This is a genomic window from Zwartia panacis, assembly GCF_030410395.1.
Classification (GTDB): domain Bacteria; phylum Pseudomonadota; class Gammaproteobacteria; order Burkholderiales; family Burkholderiaceae_B; genus Zwartia; species Zwartia panacis.
Genome location: NZ_JAUHHF010000003.1, coordinates 17,071 through 34,673 on the forward strand (window position 1 = coordinate 17,071; position 17,603 = coordinate 34,673).

Here is a 17,603-nt window from a genome sequence, read left to right on the forward strand (position 1 = left end):
ATTGGATATTTTTAAAGCATTGAAATCAATGACCTATAGCGTCAAAGAAATTTTTTACACGCTGCAAGGCGAAGGACTGCGCGCCGGACGGCCCGCGGTTTTTTGTCGTTTCACCGGCTGTAATTTATGGACGGGACGCGAAGAAGACCGCGCAAGCGCAGTCTGCCAATTTTGCGACACGGACTTTGTCGGGACGGACGGTACCCTTGGCGGCAAGTTTCACGATGCAGACGCGCTCGCCGAACAGATCGCCGCGCTATGGCCTATTGGTCATGCTCACCGCTATGTGGTGCTGACCGGTGGTGAGCCTCTCCTCCAGGTCGATCAGGCATTGATCGCGGCCCTCCATGCCAAAGATTTTGAAATCGCTGTCGAAACCAACGGTACGCTGGAGGCTCCTGCAGGCATCGACTGGATATGCGTCAGTCCCAAAGCTGGCGCACCCTGGGTCCAGCGCGAGGGCCATGAGCTCAAGCTCGTCTACCCGCAACCCGCACTCATGCCCGACGATTTAGGCCCGAGCCGCTTTGAGCACTACTTGCTGCAAGCCATGGACGGACCGGATCGCCTGGCCAACACTCGCGCCGCGATTGCGTACTGCCAGAGTCATCCTTCCTGGCGCTTATCGGTACAAACACACAAAGTTTTAGAGATTCGTTAATGCGTGCGACCCAAGCTCAAGATATCGACCCGAACGGGGACACGCCTCGTTATGAACTCTCACAGCGGTTTTACTTTGAGGCTGCGCATACACTGCGCCGCACCATCGAAACCGAGGGCAGTCTGCGGATCCACGGTCACACCTACGAGGCCGAGGTGACCGTCTCCGGTTACGCCGACCCAAAAACAGGCATGCTGGTGGATCTGGGCTACCTGCGTCGAGAAGTCGCCCGCGTTCGGGAGATGCTAGATCATCGCTTTCTCGACGAGATTGAACACCTCGGTCCCGCAACGCTTGAAAATCTCTGTGGCTTCATCAGAAAACAGTTGAAACCCACCCTACCCCAGCTTTCCTCTGTCATGGTCGAGCGCAAAGCGAGTGGAGACCGTTGCGTGTTGCGCGAAAAAATATAACCGCGTCAATTCCAACCATAGCGCGCAGGCTCCAATCACAACAAGAATCACCCCGAGATCCATGATATCCAGAGGCGTGATCTTCAAGACCTCGCGTAACCATGGGATTGCGTAAACTGCGACAAGCACCATCAAAACGCCCAGACTCAAGCGACGCAGCCAGCGATTGGGCACGAGCAATCCTGCAAAAAGTGATCGAGCGTGATCCCGATTGGCCAGAATGATCAGCAAAACGCTGAGCAACAAAGCAGACATGACGATTGTTCGAACCAGCTCTTGAGTCCAGCCTATTGCATCGAGCCAGGCATACGTACCAACCAGCAAAACTGCGACACCAAGCCCTTGGACCAGAGGTGGAAAGACTGCGGCGAACGAAAATGGAGAGTCGCTCGCCGCCCTTGGAGGACGATCCATCACATCACGCTCTTCGGGCTCGGACTCGAAGACCAGCGTACAAGCAGGATCAATCACAAGTTCAAGCAAAACAATATGCGCCGGCATCAACAGCATCGGCCAATGTAAAACCGGAGGGACTAGGGCAAGCGCGATGATGGGCACATGAACTGAAAAAATAAAACCAGTCGCTTTACGAATGTTGTCGTCAATCCTTCTGCCTTGTGCAATCGCCGCGACAATACTCGCAAAACTATCATCCAACAAAACAAGCGCTGCCGATTCCCGCGCCACATCCGTGCCCCGCTCCCCCATGGCCACGCCGACATCGGCTGCGCGCAAAGCAGGTGCATCATTCACACCATCTCCCGTCATGCCGACAACTTCGCCCGAAGCTTGTAATAACTTCACAAGCCTGAGTTTTTGAGTCGGCTTGAGACGCGCGCACAGATTGACTTCTTTTAAGCGTAGTTTGAGCTCTTCGTCGCTTAACTGATCAAGCTCCGGTCCCGTCAAGGTCACTGGCATTTCAGACAAACCGATCTTGCGCGCGATCGCGACCGCTGTCGCTAAGTGATCGCCCGTCATCATCATGACCCTGACACCTGCACGCTGACACTGCGCCAAGGCCTCGGGCACCTCAGGGCGAGGAGGATCCTCAAAACCTACCAGTCCGATGAACTCATAAACGAAATCGCGCTGACTTTCCGGCCATGAAACATGGGAAGCACTAGTCTGCCCGTCTGGTGCCGTCCAGCGCGCCTGCGCCACACCCAATACACGCAACCCCTGCGCAGCCATCTCTGCAACACGCGTATGCACAGCCTCGCGCGCCGATGATGACACTTGACAGAGATCAATAATCGCCTCGGGTGCGCCTTTTGCCGCCAAGAAATACTCACGAGCCTGAGTGGTTTGATAAACCCGCGTCATCGCAAGCAAATCCGCAGACAGCGCGTATTCATGAATAGCGTCTTGACCCGTTTTATTCAGGTGATCCAGTATTGAAGACTCTTGATCTTGTTTCTGAGCGCAATAGACTTGAAGTGCCCGCTCCATGGGATCCACAGTGTCACGCGGACTGGCAAGCAGCGCACATGTCGAGACCTTGCCGGCATCACCATCGATCGCTGCGACGGTCATGCGATTCATCGTCAGTGTTCCCGTTTTATCCACAGCCAGAACAGTGATACCCCCCAGCGCCTCGACAGCCGTGACACGTCGAGTCAGCACCTTTTTCTGAGCCAGCCGCCAAGCGCCCAAAGCCAGGAACACGGTTAAAACGACCGGAATCTCCTCAGGCAAAATCGCCATGGCAAAGGCGATGCCCGACAGAATACTCGGCAACAGTGGTGCCTGATTCCACCAAATATTCAGCGCAATTTGCATCAGTGCCAAAAGCAAAGCCAGGCCACCGAGCCAGCGAATCAGTCTGCGCGCCCTACGCTGTAAAACAGACGGAACCTCCGTGGTTGCCGCCAAATCTGTGCTGATTTTTCCTACAGCGGTTTCCTGCGCGGTCGCGATTACTTTTGCCAGGCCCGCCCCCTTCGTGACGACAGTACTGGCATAAAGCTGAGCATCAGGCGCGCTGTCGCTACTTTGCGGAAGTTTGCTGACAGCGACTGACTCGCCTGTCAGTAAAGATTCATCCACCTCAAGACTGCCTTCAAGCAACAGGGCATCCGCCGCGATACGATCACCCTCCCGCAGCACAAGCAAATCGTCGCGTACCACCTCCAGCCCCGCGATACGCTTTTCCACGCCATCCCGAATCACCAGCGCCCTCGGCGCGGACAGTTCCCTCAACGCTTCGAGCTGTCGCTGGGTTCGACCATGTTGAAAAAGCGTCATGCCAATAATGACAAAGACGACTGCCAGGAGGAAAATCGCCTCCCCCCGGTCACCGAGCGCAAGATAAAGCCCCCCCGCCGCGAGCAACATCAGGAACATTGGCTCAGTGATCACCTCAAACACAAGTTTGAAGGCGCTGACCGGAATGCTCCCCGGCAACAGATTTTGTCCTTCCCGCTGCAAACGATCGGAGGCCTGTGTCGAACTGAGCCCCGCATTGCGAAGCAAACCGGACGACTTTTTAGGTCGGGTCAGCACGTGTTTATGATTCCTTTTCATCTTGGCATGTCCGGAATCCTGTTTATCGAAGCGGTAACCTCGGCATCGTCATGGACTCCGGTTTCAAAATGTCATCGAGTTTTTCAGCGGTCAGCAGCCCGCGCTCCAGCACAATGTCATACACACGCTTACCCGTGACGAGCGCTTCTTGCGCCACCTCCGTCGCATGTTGATAACCGATGTAGGGATTCAAAGCGGTTACCAGAACAATGGATCGGTCAAACAACTCCTTGATCCTTGATTCGTTGGCCGTGATGCCGCGCACACACTTATGCTCGAGCGTATTAAAGGCATTAGTTAAATGCGTCACGCTGCGAAACATCGAATACGCGATGACCGGCTCAAAGGCGTTGAGTTGCAGTTGCCCGGCCTCGGCAGCGAAACTGATCGTGACATCATTACCGATGACTTCATACGCGACTTGGTTGACGACTTCAGGAATCACTGGATTGACCTTGCCGGGCATGATGCTCGAACCTGCCTGGACGGCCGGCAGATTGATTTCTCCAATCCCTGCGCGCGGCCCGCTCGAGAGCAAACGCAAGTCGTGACATATCTTTGAAATTTTGACGGCAATGCGCTTGAGCACTCCCGAGAGTTGCACAAAGGCGCCACAATCTTGTGTCGCCTCGATCAAGTTCGGTGCTGTTTCCAGAGGGAGTCCAGCGATGCTAACCAGATGCTGTCGAACTTTACGCGCGTAATCCGGATGTGTATTGATTCCGGTCCCGATCGCGGTCGCCCCCAAGTTGATCTCGCAAATCAGGGGCAAGGCTTCGCGCAATCTCAACACATCCTCGCCTAGCATCACTGCGTAGGTCCGAAACTCCTGTCCTAATGTCATCGGCACAGCATCCTGCAATTGGGTACGACCCACCTTGATGATATCTTTAAATTCCTCGGCCTTGAGCTCGAAGGCTTCTTGCAGACTGATCATTCTGGTCAGCAAACGCTGACAGCCGCGGTATGTCGCCAGTTTGAGGGATGTCGGATAGACATCATTGGTCGACTGACTCATGTTGACGTCTTCATTGGGATGCAAGAATTGATACTGCCCCCGCTTGTGCCCCAACAGCTCAAGAGCCCGGTTCGCAATCACCTCGTTGGCGTTCATATTGGTTGAGGTGCCCGCGCCACCCTGAATCAGATCGACAACGAATTGTTCATGCAGATTGCCCTGCAAAATCTCCTTGCCAGCCGCCACAATGGCTTCACATTTTTTTGCATCCAGCATGCCCAACTCTTGATTGGTCAGCGCGGCGGCAATCTTGATTTCCGCAAGCGCTCGCACCAGGTCTGGATAGTGTGAAATCGGCAAGCCCGTGATGGGAAAATTCTCGATCGCCCGCAGCGTATGGACACCGTAATAGGCTTGAAATGGAACATCGCGATTTCCGAGCAAATCATGCTCTGAACGCGTATTGTCTGAATCGATGCTAACAATGCTCATGACGAGTCTCCGCAAAGGGACACAACCGACCGACAGCGTTCGGCTGTTTCACCTATGCTAACTCAACCATCCGCATTTCTCTCCAGAAAATCCAGAAACAACTGGCACACTTTTTCTGGCTGTTCCTGCTGGACCCAATGTCCCGCCCCCTCGACCAGATAAGTCCCTTGATAACGCGTGGTCAACGACCCCTCTACACGCTCCAGACCGCCAGGCGTCTGGTATACCCCCCAGTCCTGCTGACCGCCTATGAATATGGACGGCACATCGATTGTTTTACCCGCGAACACTCCTAGGTCCTTGTCACCCGGATTGGTTCGGTAACCTTGCAGGCCTCCCTGAAATCCCGTGCGAGCATATTCATCGACATAAAACTTCAGCTCAGTCTCGGTGAGCCATTGGCATGCCGAGATTGCCTGAGCCGAAGGCATTTCTGGCGCGACAGACTCGGCCATGCCCTGATCCAGATCCATCACGTAATAACGCGGCAGTTTTTCCCACTCGCTTGCCGTCAGTCCCTTCAAACGAAATGGTTTGTTCTGCTTCCAGTCCGCACTTTTCATGTGATAGTAGGCGCGCAAAAAATCATGCAAGCCGTGTTTCGCATGCCACATGTTTTCGTTTGCTGGTTCAGTTGCGTAGTAACGCATGTAATACTTTCTGGGAGGATCGAGCTGTTTGAGCTCCTCGTCAATCTGGCTGGGTGCAAAGGGCTTGACCCCCTCATTGGCCGTATTGAATGGGAGCGCCACGGGTCCGCCACGAAACGGGGAACTCATCATCACCACGGAACGAAACACATCGGGACGCATCAACGCGCACCAACCGGCAAGCGGCGAGCCCTGATCATGTCCAATGATGGCGGCAACGCTGCGATAACCCAACGCAGCAACCAATGACAGGACATCATGGGCTTTATTCAAGGTACTGAAGGGGCGCAAATCATCGTGATAAGACACCCCCGCCCCGCCGCTTTTTCCGTAGCCACGCACATCTGGGGCCACGACGTGATAGCCCTGACTCGCGAGCGGCAGCATCACCTTTCGCCAGCTGTAAGCCAGCTCGGGAAAACCATGCAACATCACGACAAGCGGGCGGCCAGGCACGTCATACCCGGCCTCCAAGATATGCAGGGTAATGCCATTGACATCGTGAATCAGTCTGGAACGGATACCCTCTGGCAGCATATCAATTGCGCTCTAAATTGATCGCGTCTGCTGTTTTTTTCCAAATCTCAAGTTGAGACTTGTTGAATGCAGCCATTTCCTGTGGGGTTGAGCTTTGCAGTTCAAATGCAATCCGGTCAAGCTGCTCGCGCACGTCCTTGCGGGCAGCGACCTCTTTCATCGCTTTTGCCACACGATCAACCACATCTTTGGGTAAACCGGCCGGTCCGAATAAGCCCGCCCAAGGCACGATCGTCATCCCCTTGATGCCCAACTCGTCAGCAGTCGGCACATCAGGAACCAAGGGACTACGACTGGGCAACAAGGCCATCAATACTCTCAATCGCCCCTCTTGCACCATTTGCAGAGCGTTTCCAGGCGTGGCCAGCAGGACCTGAATTCGTCCGGCAATCAAATCAGCCGTCGCGGGAGCATCACCCTTGTATGGTACATGCACCATTTTGAGCTTGGACTCTTCAGCGAACTGGGCTGTCGTCAAAATACTGGTTCCATTGCCACTTCCATAATTGAGCTTGCCCGGATTGGCTTGCGCATAGGCAATCAGCTCTTTCATCGTTTTGGCGGGCACATCTGCGTTCACAAACATGAAAAATCCGAATTTTCCAACCATGGAAATCGGCGTGAACGCAGTCAAAGGATCATATGGAGGCACTTTGCGCATCGTGGGCGCGCCGTTCAAGCCTGTGGTCGTCGCGAACAGGAGCGTGTAACCGTCCGCGGGAGCGTTCATCGCCGCCAACCCTGCAATCGCCCCGTCAGCGCCAGCCTTGTTGTCGATAATAATAGGCTGTCCGAGACTTTCGGATAAAGCCTTCATGACGATCCTTGCCGTCTGGTCCGCGGCGCCAGCAGGAGGGAACGGGACGATCATGCGAATAGGCTTGTTGGGATAGCTTTGCGCAAGGGCGCCAACGCTCACCCCCAACACACAGGCACCCAACACCAGCGACTTAAGAAATCTCTTCATTTTTTAGTCCTCTTTTTGATTTTGTAAGGCAGCAATGCGCATTGATAAACCGCCCCATCAATACTGTCTACAAGGGTTATCCCCTGAAGAATCCTGAGTTTGTTCTCGCGACCTGCGCGAAAGCCATAAAATGACAAAAAACCCTCTACCCTTATCGGAAATTCCTCTCGACATGACTCAGCCACGCAACATCGCAATTATTGGAGCAGGTCTCGCAGGTTTGAGTTGCGCCCAGGCGCTGACCGCGCAGGGACACCTCGTCCAGCTTTTTGAAAAAAGTCGTGGCGTGAGCGGCCGCATGAGTACCCGAAGCTTCGAATCCTGGGCCTGCGATCACGGTGCCCAATATTTCACGGCAACAGACCCCGCCTTTCAACGTCAAATCGAGGTCTGGCAAGCGGCAGGCGCCGCGGCGCTGTGGGATGCGCAGATCACGAGCTATGACGCTCAGGGCTGGCAGCCTGTCAAACCCTCAATGGGTCGCTATGTCGGCACACCGTCGATGACAGCGCCAGCTAAATTTTTGGCGAAAGATCTGACGATCCACTTTTCGACCACGATCGATCAGCTGCTGCGCGAAGGCAAAATCTGGAAATTACATTCAAAAGAACACGGCCTGCATGAAACCCGCTTTGACATCGTCATACTCGCAATCCCCTCTAAACAAGCCGAGCCGCTGGTGCAACCGCACTCGAATCTCCTGTTTGACCGCTGCAGGGATGCTGTCATGGTCCCGACCTGGGCCTTGATGGTCTACGCGCACAAGCGTCTGGCCCTTGATTTTGATGCTGCCTTTATCAATACGGGCATGTTCAGCTGGATCGCCAGAAGCTCAAGCAAACCCAAGCGACAATCCGAAGAAGCCTGGATCGCGCATGCGACCTCGGACTGGAGCCGCGCGCACGAAAATCTGACCAAGGACGAAGCTGCACCTTTACTCACAGAGGGTTTTGAAAAGCTCACCGGTATTCGACCAGAAATCTATCAAACCCATCTGTGGCGATACGCAAGACTCGGCCACGCCACGCACCATGGGCATATTTTCGACCAATCTCTGCAACTGGGTTTATGCGGAGACTGGACCAGTACAGAAAAAGTTGAAGGCGCCTGGCTCAGCGGTCGGGCTGTGGCACTTGATATCGCCCAACAATCTGAGGCCGCCTCGCGATGACACGCGCTGCACATTCTTTAAAAGATCGGATGTACACACTGATCTTTACCAATGAAACGGCGGCAGGTCGACTTTTTGATAAAACGCTGATCGCATTGATCTTGCTCTCCCTTGTGATTGTTATAGTCGACAGCGTGGAGCAAATCGCCCGCTCTTTTCACTCCTTGCTCTTTGGGCTGGAATGGCTCTTTACTGCGATTTTTACAGTGGAGTATGCGGCTCGCCTGTATTGCGCAAAAAACCGCAGAAAATATGCAACTAGTTTTTTTGGACTGATTGACCTGCTCGCGATCTTACCAACCTACCTTGCTTTGTTTTTCCCCGAGCTGCATGCCTTGATCGATGTACGGGTGCTTCGCCTGATCCGGATCTTTCGCGTGTTTAAGCTGACCGCCTACATGCAGGAATACTCGCATTTGGCCAATGCGCTGAGCGCCAGCCGTAAAAAAATTCTTGTTTTCCTCTCGTTTGTCTTGATGGTAGTTTTAGTGATGGGCACGCTCATGTATGTGGTGGAAGGTCCCGAACATGGCTTCACGAGTATCCCCATCGCAACCTACTGGGCTATCACAACTATGACTACCGTCGGTTTTGGCGATCTCACTCCCAAGACCGATCTGGGCAAACTGATTGCATCGACCATGATGCTCATGGGCTGGGGCACACTCGCGGTACCAACTGGCATCGTCACCGCTGAAATGTCTCGCACACGAAACCATCGCAGACATAGCCAAGTCACTTGCCCCGAGTGCGAAGCCGATCATCTGGATAAACAAGACCACTTTTGTCGGGACTGTGGCGCCAAGCTCTGAGCATCGGTTGCGAGAGGTCCAAAACCTCTCAATTACTCGCATTTGAGAGCTCGTTTCCGGATATTCCACGCTCAACCGAATGAGATACGGGAAAATGGCATGTGATTTAAACGCACCTGCCACCAACACTCATCAAGAAGAGCAATATGTTTAAGAAACTCATTTTGGCGCCCATCGCGGCGGTCGTCGCGCTGTCCGGCTGCGCTCCCACCGGATCATCGTCATTCAGGGACATGTCAGCGGCCTATCGCGAAGTCCTTGAAAGCTACGCGAACGATAACGTCTTACTGAACATTGTGCGTTCATCCAAGAACATGCCGGTCAGTTTTCTCGATATGCCTTCGGTTATCGGCACAGGCAGTGTGGGCGTCAATGCGGGTCTGGGTACCAACATTTACAGCAACGCGCCTGGTTCGGTGAGCGGATTCTTCTCTGCGGACCCGTCAGCTGGTCTGTCGACCTTTGCCCCAAGCGTCGGCTTGAGTGTGAACAGTGGCTTTAACTTTACGCAGTCTTCGCTGGATAACTCGCAATTCATGAGCTCTTTCCTCAGCGACATCCGGCCTGAGGTTGTCGCGAGCCTGACGAACAATCAAGTCGGTCCCAAGTCCATTTTGTACTCTTTGGTGATCGACACGATTGAATTGCGAGACAAGAATAACGTCGTCATCTCCAAGTACTTCAACAATCCCTACCTGCCGAACTACGAAGAGTTTCAAAAGGCGCTCTATACATTGATTGAAGCGGGCCTCAGCACTGAGATTGTGATGGAGAAACACGTCGTGTCGGCGCCGATGAGTGCCGATGCGTTAAACAGAAACTTGGTCGCAGCAGTTGCTGCGCAAGCACAGCCTGGCGTGATGGTGATGCCTGTCAAAACTGGAGGCGTCACTCAATATCAGATGGTGCGAATGGTGCCAACCACACGCATGTGCCTAAACAAACAATCTGAAGAAATGGTGTTGGGACACACCTTTGCCGAGTCAGCATTTTGCAATAGCGAGGCAGTCGGTATCCTTCCCAAGAAAGCATTAATGCCTGCGACAGCTGCGGCGCTCAGCTCGGCCGGGGTCAACAAGGATAGTCGTCTAGTGATCAAGTTACGCTCTACACGTAATGTCTTTGATTTTCTTGGCACACTGGTCAACCTACAAAACGGAAACCCTCCGCGCATGATCAAGATCATGAACTCGGATGCCATCGCACTGAATCCTAGCCTCATAAACGATAATTCTTCAGCGATACCTCTATTTATTGTTGAAAAAGGCCGAACCTCGAGACATGCCATCACATCCGTTTCCTACCAAGGACAAACGTATTCGGTACCCTCAGAGTCAAACAGCTACACGAGGGAAGTGCTGACTCTGCTTTCTCAGTTACTCACCCTAAACAAAGTACCCGGTTCAATCCCAGCCTCTCCTGCGGTACTCATTAAGTAAAATGGGACAAACCACCGTCAAACATGGTTCTTGGCTGATATCTCTGACGCCATCAAAAGCCGGAAATGTATCTTTGTTTTGTTTTCCATATGCGGGCGCGGGAGCGTCCGTTTATCGAAGTTGGAATAAGCTTCTTTCCGATGACATTGATGCGTTCGCTATTCAGGCACCTGGTCGAGAAACACGCTTCCTCGAACCATTTGTCAGCAGCATCAATGATCTGGCTAATCAAGCGGCACAGGCGATCCTGCCAGAAACTGATAAGCCAATCATTTTATTCGGACATAGTCTGGGAGCGGTTTGCGCATATGAAACCGCAAGGGTGTTAGAGCGTTTAGGCCGCTCACCCGAATTATTGATTATTTCCGGGCGGCAATGCCCCGGAACAGCTTCAAAGCGCGCTCCGATCGGACATCTTTCCGACGAACAATTTCTTGAGCACGTCCGAACATACAAAGGAACACCTTCAGCCGTTCTTGAGAACAAAGAACTGATGGAGCTACTACTTCCTTTGTTACGTGCGGATTTTAATTTGTCAGAACAGTATCGTCCCAAGCTGGAGCCGATGCTGTCCTGTCCGATACTCGGGCTGGGCTCATCGCAGGACGAGTGGCTGGATCGCGAAACACTACAGGCTTGGGGAAAGCTTACTCGAGGCGGTTTTGATACGCACTGGTTTGAAGGTGATCATTTTTATCTGAACCAACAAACTGAAGGGCTTTTAAACGTTATCAAAGAAAAGATTTCAACGCGTTTACGCGAAGTGAATTATTTACCTTGATTTGTAAACCGACCGATCACTTCACTGGCAGGAGCAGTCAAATGTCTCGAACGATCACTCAAAAACAAAATACATAAGCCCGTGACAGCAGGCGTTACCGCTAGGGACACGAGCACAACACCCCAGTATCCCAGTCGACTCCATCGGCCGAGGAATCCAACCAGCAGGGACAACAAAACGTAAAGAGCAGCGGTGTAGACCATCAATCCCTCAATCGTCAAATGTTAAGATCGCAACAAGAGTTCTTTTCACAATTATTGCCATTAATAGAGTTTAACCAGAGAAAGACATATCGTATGCATTTGTGGAAAAAATTATTTGGGACCGGTTCTCTTGTGATGCTTGGCATGATGATGCCTGCTCTTGCCTATGCGCAAGGTTCACTTCACACAAAAAAAATACTGGCATATGAACCGATACCGGAAAAAACCCTCGCTCAGGACCAGCGCAAACTCAACGCAGACTATGACTCGACAATCAAATATGCTGTCAACTGCACAATCTATGCACTGAGTCATCACATTTTGAGTGTCACGATAAATGTCCTATCGACCTACAAAATCAACGCGTGCGATCCTGATTTATTCCGCGCCACGACCGCAGCCTCTATCAAAGCCCAACTCAACACATACCAATCAATTGATCGCATCATCCCGATCGGTCCGCATATCCAGCTGATGGATAGAAATACCAGCACCGTATCCAATCCATACATGTCGATTGGATTAATGAATTATTCGAAAATCGCGAGCGCGCACATCGGAGTCAAAGACATTTTCACCAACCTCAGCACCTGGCGCAAATGGCATAGCAAAGTCACTGTCTATAATCCAATCAAAATGGCGGAAAGTGTGAATTATGTTTGGCAGCCCGGCTCAACGGTTTACACGTTGACCAGTGACCAGGGTGTTGAATATGTGATGACCCATTTTCAACCTGCGACACTTGATTTGCAGGTCAAAGAAATCGAAGAAACTGCATCGACTTTGGCTCAGCGCCTGAATCTTCCAGCTGGCTGGCGTTATTCGGTCAAGACACTGAATAAGATTATGTCGATTAGACGACAAGAAGAGCTCGGTTATACGACACTGCGGGTCTTTGATGAAAACGGCAACGTTTACATCGCGGTCGATGAACCCATCGAATAAGCTCTGAAAGCTTAGTTAAACCTCCATTCCGATTATTTACGAATTAATGCGCCGGCATCGCCTGACGTTCCTCCCAAGATTAAAGGCAGGCCTCCTGTAGAAGTCCCGAACATGATAATTTTCGAATTATCGGACTTCGCGAGGCTTTCACTTGCTTCGATGCCACGGTAACGCAAATAATTTTCTGTCATGCCCGCGTTGACAATGTCCTGGAAATCTTTAATTCCTTTGGCCTCGAGTACTTTTCGCTGAGCCTCTTTTTCAGCTGTCTGTAATTTATAGATATAAGACTCTGAAACCTGAGCTTGAGTCAGTTTATCTTCAATCGCTTTTTGAATTTCGCTCGGGAACGTGATTGACTCCAACTGAACAGCACTGATTCTAACTAGACGAACTTCAGTCAGGCCCGGAGGACTCAGCTTGTCAATAATCACCCGATCAGCGGTAATCGCAATATCTCGAACAACTTGATTGATCCCTTCAGTAAAGGCCTGTGTTGAACTCAATCGTCCAAACATTTCACGCGTGACAGAAGTGACTTCGGGGATCACCATGGTCTTAACGTAATTCGGCCCGACAAACTTATGCAATAACGGAACCGTCAAGCGGTTCACCTCGAACTGGAAATTGAGTTTGACCTTTGACTTCAACAGGTCAGATGTCAAAACATCGAGCTCTAGGCTCTGAACCTGAATCCTGCTGTTGTATTGGGAAACCGAATTCCAGGGCAGTATCAACGTGACACCTTCAGGAACAACCTCATCAAGCGCAACACCACCATCAAGAGCCCGATACATGACACCCACTGAACCAGCCGGGACTAGAATCACGATGCGCGGATACAAGATCACAACGCCGCCAATAAACAAAAACAAAATGATCAACATCGGGATAAGGTTGATCACTACCCAATCAGAGAATTTTTGATACACATTTCTTATAAATCTCATCATCGTTCCGTCTATCAGGAATTAATTGGTTTGCCGTTCGCCATGAACAAGACATGATCCGCTCTGTCATAGTAGTGGTCATCGTGCGTGATCGCGATGACGGTCTTACCCATCGCGCGTAGCTTCGGAATAATATTTTCGTAAAATTCCTGTCGGAACTCAGGGTCTTGGTCTGCCGCCCACTCATCCAAAATGATGAAAGGCCGATCTTCGAGCAACGCCACAATCAATGCCAGACGCTTGCGCTGCCCAGTTGAAAACTGCAAGGAGCTGAACTGTCCATTTTGAACGCTGACCTTTCCCTCCATCTGAAAAACTTTGAGCAAGTCTTCCAGGCGGCGCACATCATCGGCGGGTAGGCCATATAACGTTTTAAATAAATGAAAGTCGCTAAACACGACTGCAAACATATCTCGATAGGCGCCAGTGGTCGGCTCTGAAATCGGATGACCATTGACCAAAATACGTCCAGAACTAGGCTGATACAGACCAATCAAAATCCGCATCAACGTCGTCTTACCGGAACCGTTGTTACCGCGAATGAAATAGACCTTGCCAGAATCAAACTGGTAGTTAATCGGCCCAAGCATAAATCCACTACGTTTCTCTTGACTAGGATGCTGATAGCAGACATCTTCTAGTGTGATTGAGTGAATCTGATCATAGATTTCCTCACGATCAACGGGTACTTGCTGGGCGCTTTCAGCCAAGCGTTTAGCCAAGCCCTGCAATGTACGCGCAGCGACGTTTGCTTGTGAAAGATTTGGAATATTGACAATAATGCCTGAGAGAGAGCCTGCTAAAAACAAAGCAGTCGTTGCAGCGGTTGTCACGTGAGGCGCAAAATCAGCGGAGATTGCTGGTACGACGAACACCATAATGCCCACAATGACGTACAACAAAATTTGAAGATTATTGAAAAAATTTGTAATGGTGACAACGAGCTCGCCCTTCTCTTCGTTGACTTTCTTGGACTCCTTGACCATTTGACGCGTGATTTCATACGCGCGGTCGGAGTTCATCTTGATCTCTTTATAACCGCTCAAGTAATCTGCATAAATGGCATTGACTTGACCTTCACGCTCTGCAACTCTTTGTAGTTTTCCAGTGACTTTGAACAGCTCAGTGACACCCACAATGAGAATTAGCGTCGTCGAAGCAAAAATAATCAGAAAAGCGGTCATCGAGACCGTGGCCATATAAAGCGTCAAAAACAACAAGGTGGCGATCGCTTGACAGGTTGTGACCGTGACACCCACAGCTGTGGAAACAGACTGTGTATCACGCGCCAAAACCTCCATAATGTAGTTGCGTCCAATTTCGTCGATTTTTCCAAGATTCGACTTGAATACATCGCTCATAATCTTGATCTTGAAACGATAGATCAACTTCTGTGCGCTGTGAATATTTTCATCGTTAGATCGACGCGTCACCAGCAGCAGTAACACAAGCATTGCAGCAAAAGCGAAAAACTGCCAAGTCACTGATTCGCCGTTGGTCACATCGGTGGCAGCCATGTTGATCAGACCGATCAATGCTGTGTTGGTAATACCGACAAAAACGGAAAGCCATATCATGCGCCGTAGCTCGCGCGGACTCTCTCGACTCAAAAAGTCAAAAAGATCGGACTTCAACAGACTACGCATAAACAGTTCGCATCATTGACAGAGATTGATTCAGCATGGATTATGCAGTGGGCGCGCGTTTTTTGCTGAGAAAGAGCTTTTTACCTTTTTGAAACTGCTCAGCGGCATAATCCTTCATTTGTTCGCCTTTGAAAGTCATCAGATTGCCATTTGCTTCAAAATGGCGCACAAATGTAGCACCGATAGCGTAGGTCGAGCCAAAAGATAATGCGGGCTCGACTGTCCAATTAAAGATTTGTCCCGCAATTGGCACATTTCGCATCAGCGAACGAGTGATTCCGGCAGCGATTGTGGAGGTTGCCGTACCACCTACTAGACCAGCCGCAACCGCAATCGCGACTTTATGCTCGAAAGGCACATTGTAATGTTTGCATAGCAATTGAATCAGTTTGATCTGCGTGCCCGACAGTGCGAGTGTGTCCATTAGGGGAACAGGTGTCATCCCGGCGACCACAGCCCATTGCGACCATGTTTTGACAATCGCCATTGCTTCTCGGTGACGATCGGAGACTTGCAGTTGCTGAGATTCAGGTACGTGAGAAACCTGCACCTGTTGGCTATCAACACTCTTGGCGGCTTCGGGCTCATCACGCCTGAGCTGTTCCTCAAACAAAGCTTCGGTATCTTTCACAGAGCGTTTAACCCGCGCTGCCGTACCGTGTGACTGTTGCGGCAATTGTGACTCAGGATTGGAAATGACCGGCTTTGGTTTATTCGCACGCTTTGGCTTCGCAACATCCTTCTCTGCAGGCGCTTTGTCCATCGCAGACGCACTGATCTGATCAGATTTTGAGTTTTTTATTGAATCCGGTTTCAAGGGATTCGTTCCGATTGTACTGGGGCGCCTAGTTGCCATACATAAACCTTTTATCGCGTGAGAGACAAAACTTCTAGCGTCAGAGCGCGATAATCATCGGCCGCACCTGACTTGGGGCGATATTGAAAAATACTTTCTTTGAATGAAGGAGCTTCGGCTAGCCTAATATTTTCACGAATGCGTGTTTTGAGGAGTTTTTTACCAAAACTCTCCTCGAGTGCACCGATCACATCTTGGGCATGGAGTGTTCGCATATCGACGCGTGAAGGGAGCAAACCCAGCAACTCAAGTTGTGGATTCAAATTTTCACGAATTTTATCGACCGTTTGCATCAGCTGTGCCACGCCAGACAGGGATAAAACTTGTGTCGTCACAGGCACCAGCAATTGATCGGCAGCTGTCAAAGCATTCAAAGTTAGAGAGCCCAGAGTCGGAGGAGTGTCTAAAATCACATCGTCCCATTGCTTGGTCGAAAGTGTCGCAAGCCGTTTTTTCAGAACGGTTTCAGGGTCAGACTTCGTGAGTAACAATCGATCCAGCGTGGACAGCGCTCCCGACCCAGCCATCACGGATACCCCCTTTGTGGCTGATGGCGTAATCAGTCCATCCAGAGCCTGAGAGGTCGTAAAAATCTCCAGACTGCCGACATTTGCCTCTGCGACACCCAACCAGTCACTTGCGTTACCTTGGGGATCCAAATCGATTAAAAGCACAGTTCGACCCGCCTGGGCCAGGCCAGCCGCGAGATTGACTGCTGTCGTCGTCTTTGCGCAACCACCCTTCTGATTGGAAATCGCAATTATCTGCATGTCGTCTGATAAAAAAATAGAAAAATCACGGACGCTTAGGCGCCGTGATTTTTCGGCTCCGAGTGGAATAGGGTCGTTATTTGCCTGAAGCGGCTTTCACAAACTCTTTTTTAAGTTCGGCCTGAAGCTTAGCTTCACCAAGATTAGCCATCGTGCCACCATTCTCAAAATGACGCACAAAAACCTTACCAACCGCATAGGTCGCTGCGGCTCCAAAGGCCGCCATCGAAACCGAGCCAATGATCGTACCGATACCAGGGAAAAACTTAACAGTCGCCCCTACGGTGGCATGCGCAGCACCCACAGGCACTAAGGTACCCAACAAGACTGAAATCGCCCCAGAAACGACTTCTTTGGACGCTTTTTCCCCGTAAAGCTCTGAAAGATCCATCACCAACTTAGTTTGAACACCAGCCAAAGCCGCCATGTCTACATAAGGCACAGGGATCAGGGCTGCGGCAAGACTCCAACGGGAAGCTGAAGCAATCAGCTTGCCCGCACTGTCCAAACGCAAGGTTTGTTCCGTATCAGGAAAAACTTCGACTGCTTCGGTATCGATTGTGGTGGTCATTCTTAGTCCTATCAAAAATCACACATCCACATTGTCACCGGCTGTGGATAATAACTCTCACAATTCCTCGCAATTACTCATAATTCACCCTTAAAAATGCTCGTCCAAAACACTTGATTTAAGTGTGAGCTTTCACGAGGTTTATTCACCATGTCTGAGCAGGCTTGATCCATACTTCACGCCTGAATACGCTTGGCTTTCAAAACCAACAGCCGTGCTCAGATCATTCTTTACTCAACTTACGGAATCAAATTC

General features: G+C 51.0%; 17 protein-coding genes. 7 read left to right on the plus strand and 10 right to left on the minus strand.

Annotation, left to right across the window (positions count from 1 at the left end; translation table 11 throughout):
* Positions 1-28: 28 nt before the first annotated feature.
* Positions 29-661, plus strand: coding sequence for a 7-carboxy-7-deazaguanine synthase (queE, locus tag QWY30_RS04965; protein ID WP_290238776.1), 633 nt, complete (start codon positions 29-31; stop codon positions 659-661).
* Positions 661-1,074 (plus strand): 6-pyruvoyl trahydropterin synthase family protein, encoded by a 414-nt coding sequence (locus QWY30_RS04970; RefSeq protein ID WP_290238778.1) that lies wholly within the window; start codon positions 661-663, stop codon positions 1,072-1,074. Before queE ends, QWY30_RS04970 begins: the two co-directional genes overlap by 1 nt.
* Here the strand turns inward: QWY30_RS04970 and QWY30_RS04975 are convergent.
* The 4 genes from QWY30_RS04975 to QWY30_RS04990 all read right to left on the minus strand — a co-directional run bounded on the left by QWY30_RS04975 (position 1,000) and on the right by QWY30_RS04990 (position 7,204).
* A complete protein-coding gene (locus QWY30_RS04975) occupies positions 1,000-3,600 on the minus strand; it encodes a cation-translocating P-type ATPase (protein WP_290238780.1) in 2,601 nt (866 codons plus the stop codon). The two genes, QWY30_RS04970 and QWY30_RS04975, sit on opposite strands and share 75 nt — an antisense overlap.
* A 22-nt stretch (positions 3,601-3,622) precedes the next feature.
* Positions 3,623-5,050, minus strand: coding sequence for an aspartate ammonia-lyase (gene aspA / locus QWY30_RS04980; protein ID WP_290238782.1), 1,428 nt, complete (start codon positions 5,048-5,050; stop codon positions 3,623-3,625).
* Between the two features lie 62 nt (positions 5,051-5,112).
* A complete protein-coding gene (locus QWY30_RS04985) occupies positions 5,113-6,237 on the minus strand; it encodes an alpha/beta fold hydrolase (RefSeq protein ID WP_290238785.1) in 1,125 nt (374 codons plus the stop codon).
* Between the two features lies 1 nt (position 6,238).
* Positions 6,239-7,204, minus strand: a complete 966-nt coding sequence (locus QWY30_RS04990; RefSeq protein ID WP_290238787.1) for a Bug family tripartite tricarboxylate transporter substrate binding protein — start codon at positions 7,202-7,204, stop codon at positions 6,239-6,241.
* A 130-nt stretch (positions 7,205-7,334) separates the two neighbouring features.
* Between QWY30_RS04990 and QWY30_RS04995 the strand changes: the two genes are divergently transcribed.
* The 4 genes from QWY30_RS04995 (at position 7,335) to QWY30_RS05010 (ending at position 11,407) form a co-directional block, all read left to right on the plus strand.
* A complete protein-coding gene (locus QWY30_RS04995) occupies positions 7,335-8,375 on the plus strand; it encodes an NAD(P)/FAD-dependent oxidoreductase (protein WP_290238789.1) in 1,041 nt (346 codons plus the stop codon).
* Positions 8,372-9,187 (plus strand): ion transporter, encoded by an 816-nt coding sequence (locus QWY30_RS05000; protein ID WP_290238791.1) that lies wholly within the window; start codon positions 8,372-8,374, stop codon positions 9,185-9,187. Before QWY30_RS04995 ends, QWY30_RS05000 begins: the two co-directional genes overlap by 4 nt.
* A gap of 146 nt (positions 9,188-9,333) precedes the next feature.
* A complete protein-coding gene (locus QWY30_RS05005; protein WP_290238794.1) occupies positions 9,334-10,626 on the plus strand; it encodes a hypothetical protein in 1,293 nt (430 codons plus the stop codon).
* Between the two features lies 1 nt (position 10,627).
* Positions 10,628-11,407 carry a thioesterase II family protein gene (locus QWY30_RS05010; RefSeq protein ID WP_290238796.1) on the plus strand — a complete coding sequence of 260 codons (780 nt, stop codon included), beginning with the start codon at positions 10,628-10,630 and terminating at the stop codon, positions 11,405-11,407.
* Here the strand turns inward: QWY30_RS05010 and QWY30_RS05015 are convergent.
* Positions 11,395-11,610 (minus strand): hypothetical protein, encoded by a 216-nt coding sequence (locus tag QWY30_RS05015; protein WP_290238798.1) that lies wholly within the window; start codon positions 11,608-11,610, stop codon positions 11,395-11,397. The two genes, QWY30_RS05010 and QWY30_RS05015, sit on opposite strands and share 13 nt — an antisense overlap.
* A 93-nt stretch (positions 11,611-11,703) precedes the next feature.
* Between QWY30_RS05015 and QWY30_RS05020 the strand changes: the two genes are divergently transcribed.
* On the plus strand, positions 11,704-12,555 hold the full coding sequence (locus tag QWY30_RS05020; protein ID WP_290238800.1) for a hypothetical protein: 852 nt from the start codon (positions 11,704-11,706) through the stop codon (positions 12,553-12,555).
* 32 nt (positions 12,556-12,587) lie between these two features.
* Here the strand turns inward: QWY30_RS05020 and QWY30_RS05025 are convergent, their stop codons facing one another.
* The 5 genes from QWY30_RS05025 to QWY30_RS05045 form a co-directional block, all read right to left on the minus strand.
* Positions 12,588-13,460, minus strand: a complete 873-nt coding sequence (locus QWY30_RS05025) for a prohibitin family protein (RefSeq protein WP_290238802.1) — start codon at positions 13,458-13,460, stop codon at positions 12,588-12,590.
* A 59-nt stretch (positions 13,461-13,519) separates the two neighbouring features.
* Entirely contained in the window at positions 13,520-15,082 is a 1,563-nt protein-coding gene (locus tag QWY30_RS05030) for a cyclic peptide export ABC transporter (RefSeq protein ID WP_290238804.1), read from the minus strand.
* A gap of 109 nt (positions 15,083-15,191) precedes the next feature.
* Positions 15,192-15,914: a YcjF family protein gene (locus QWY30_RS05035; RefSeq protein ID WP_290238805.1), complete on the minus strand. Its 723-nt coding sequence runs from the start codon at positions 15,912-15,914 to the stop codon at positions 15,192-15,194.
* Between the two features lie 104 nt (positions 15,915-16,018).
* Positions 16,019-16,777 carry a ParA family protein gene (locus QWY30_RS05040; protein ID WP_290238807.1) on the minus strand — a complete coding sequence of 253 codons (759 nt, stop codon included), beginning with the start codon at positions 16,775-16,777 and terminating at the stop codon, positions 16,019-16,021.
* A gap of 76 nt (positions 16,778-16,853) precedes the next feature.
* Entirely contained in the window at positions 16,854-17,348 is a 495-nt protein-coding gene (locus tag QWY30_RS05045; protein WP_290238809.1) for a YcjF family protein, read from the minus strand.
* Between the last annotated feature and the right edge of the window lie 255 nt (positions 17,349-17,603).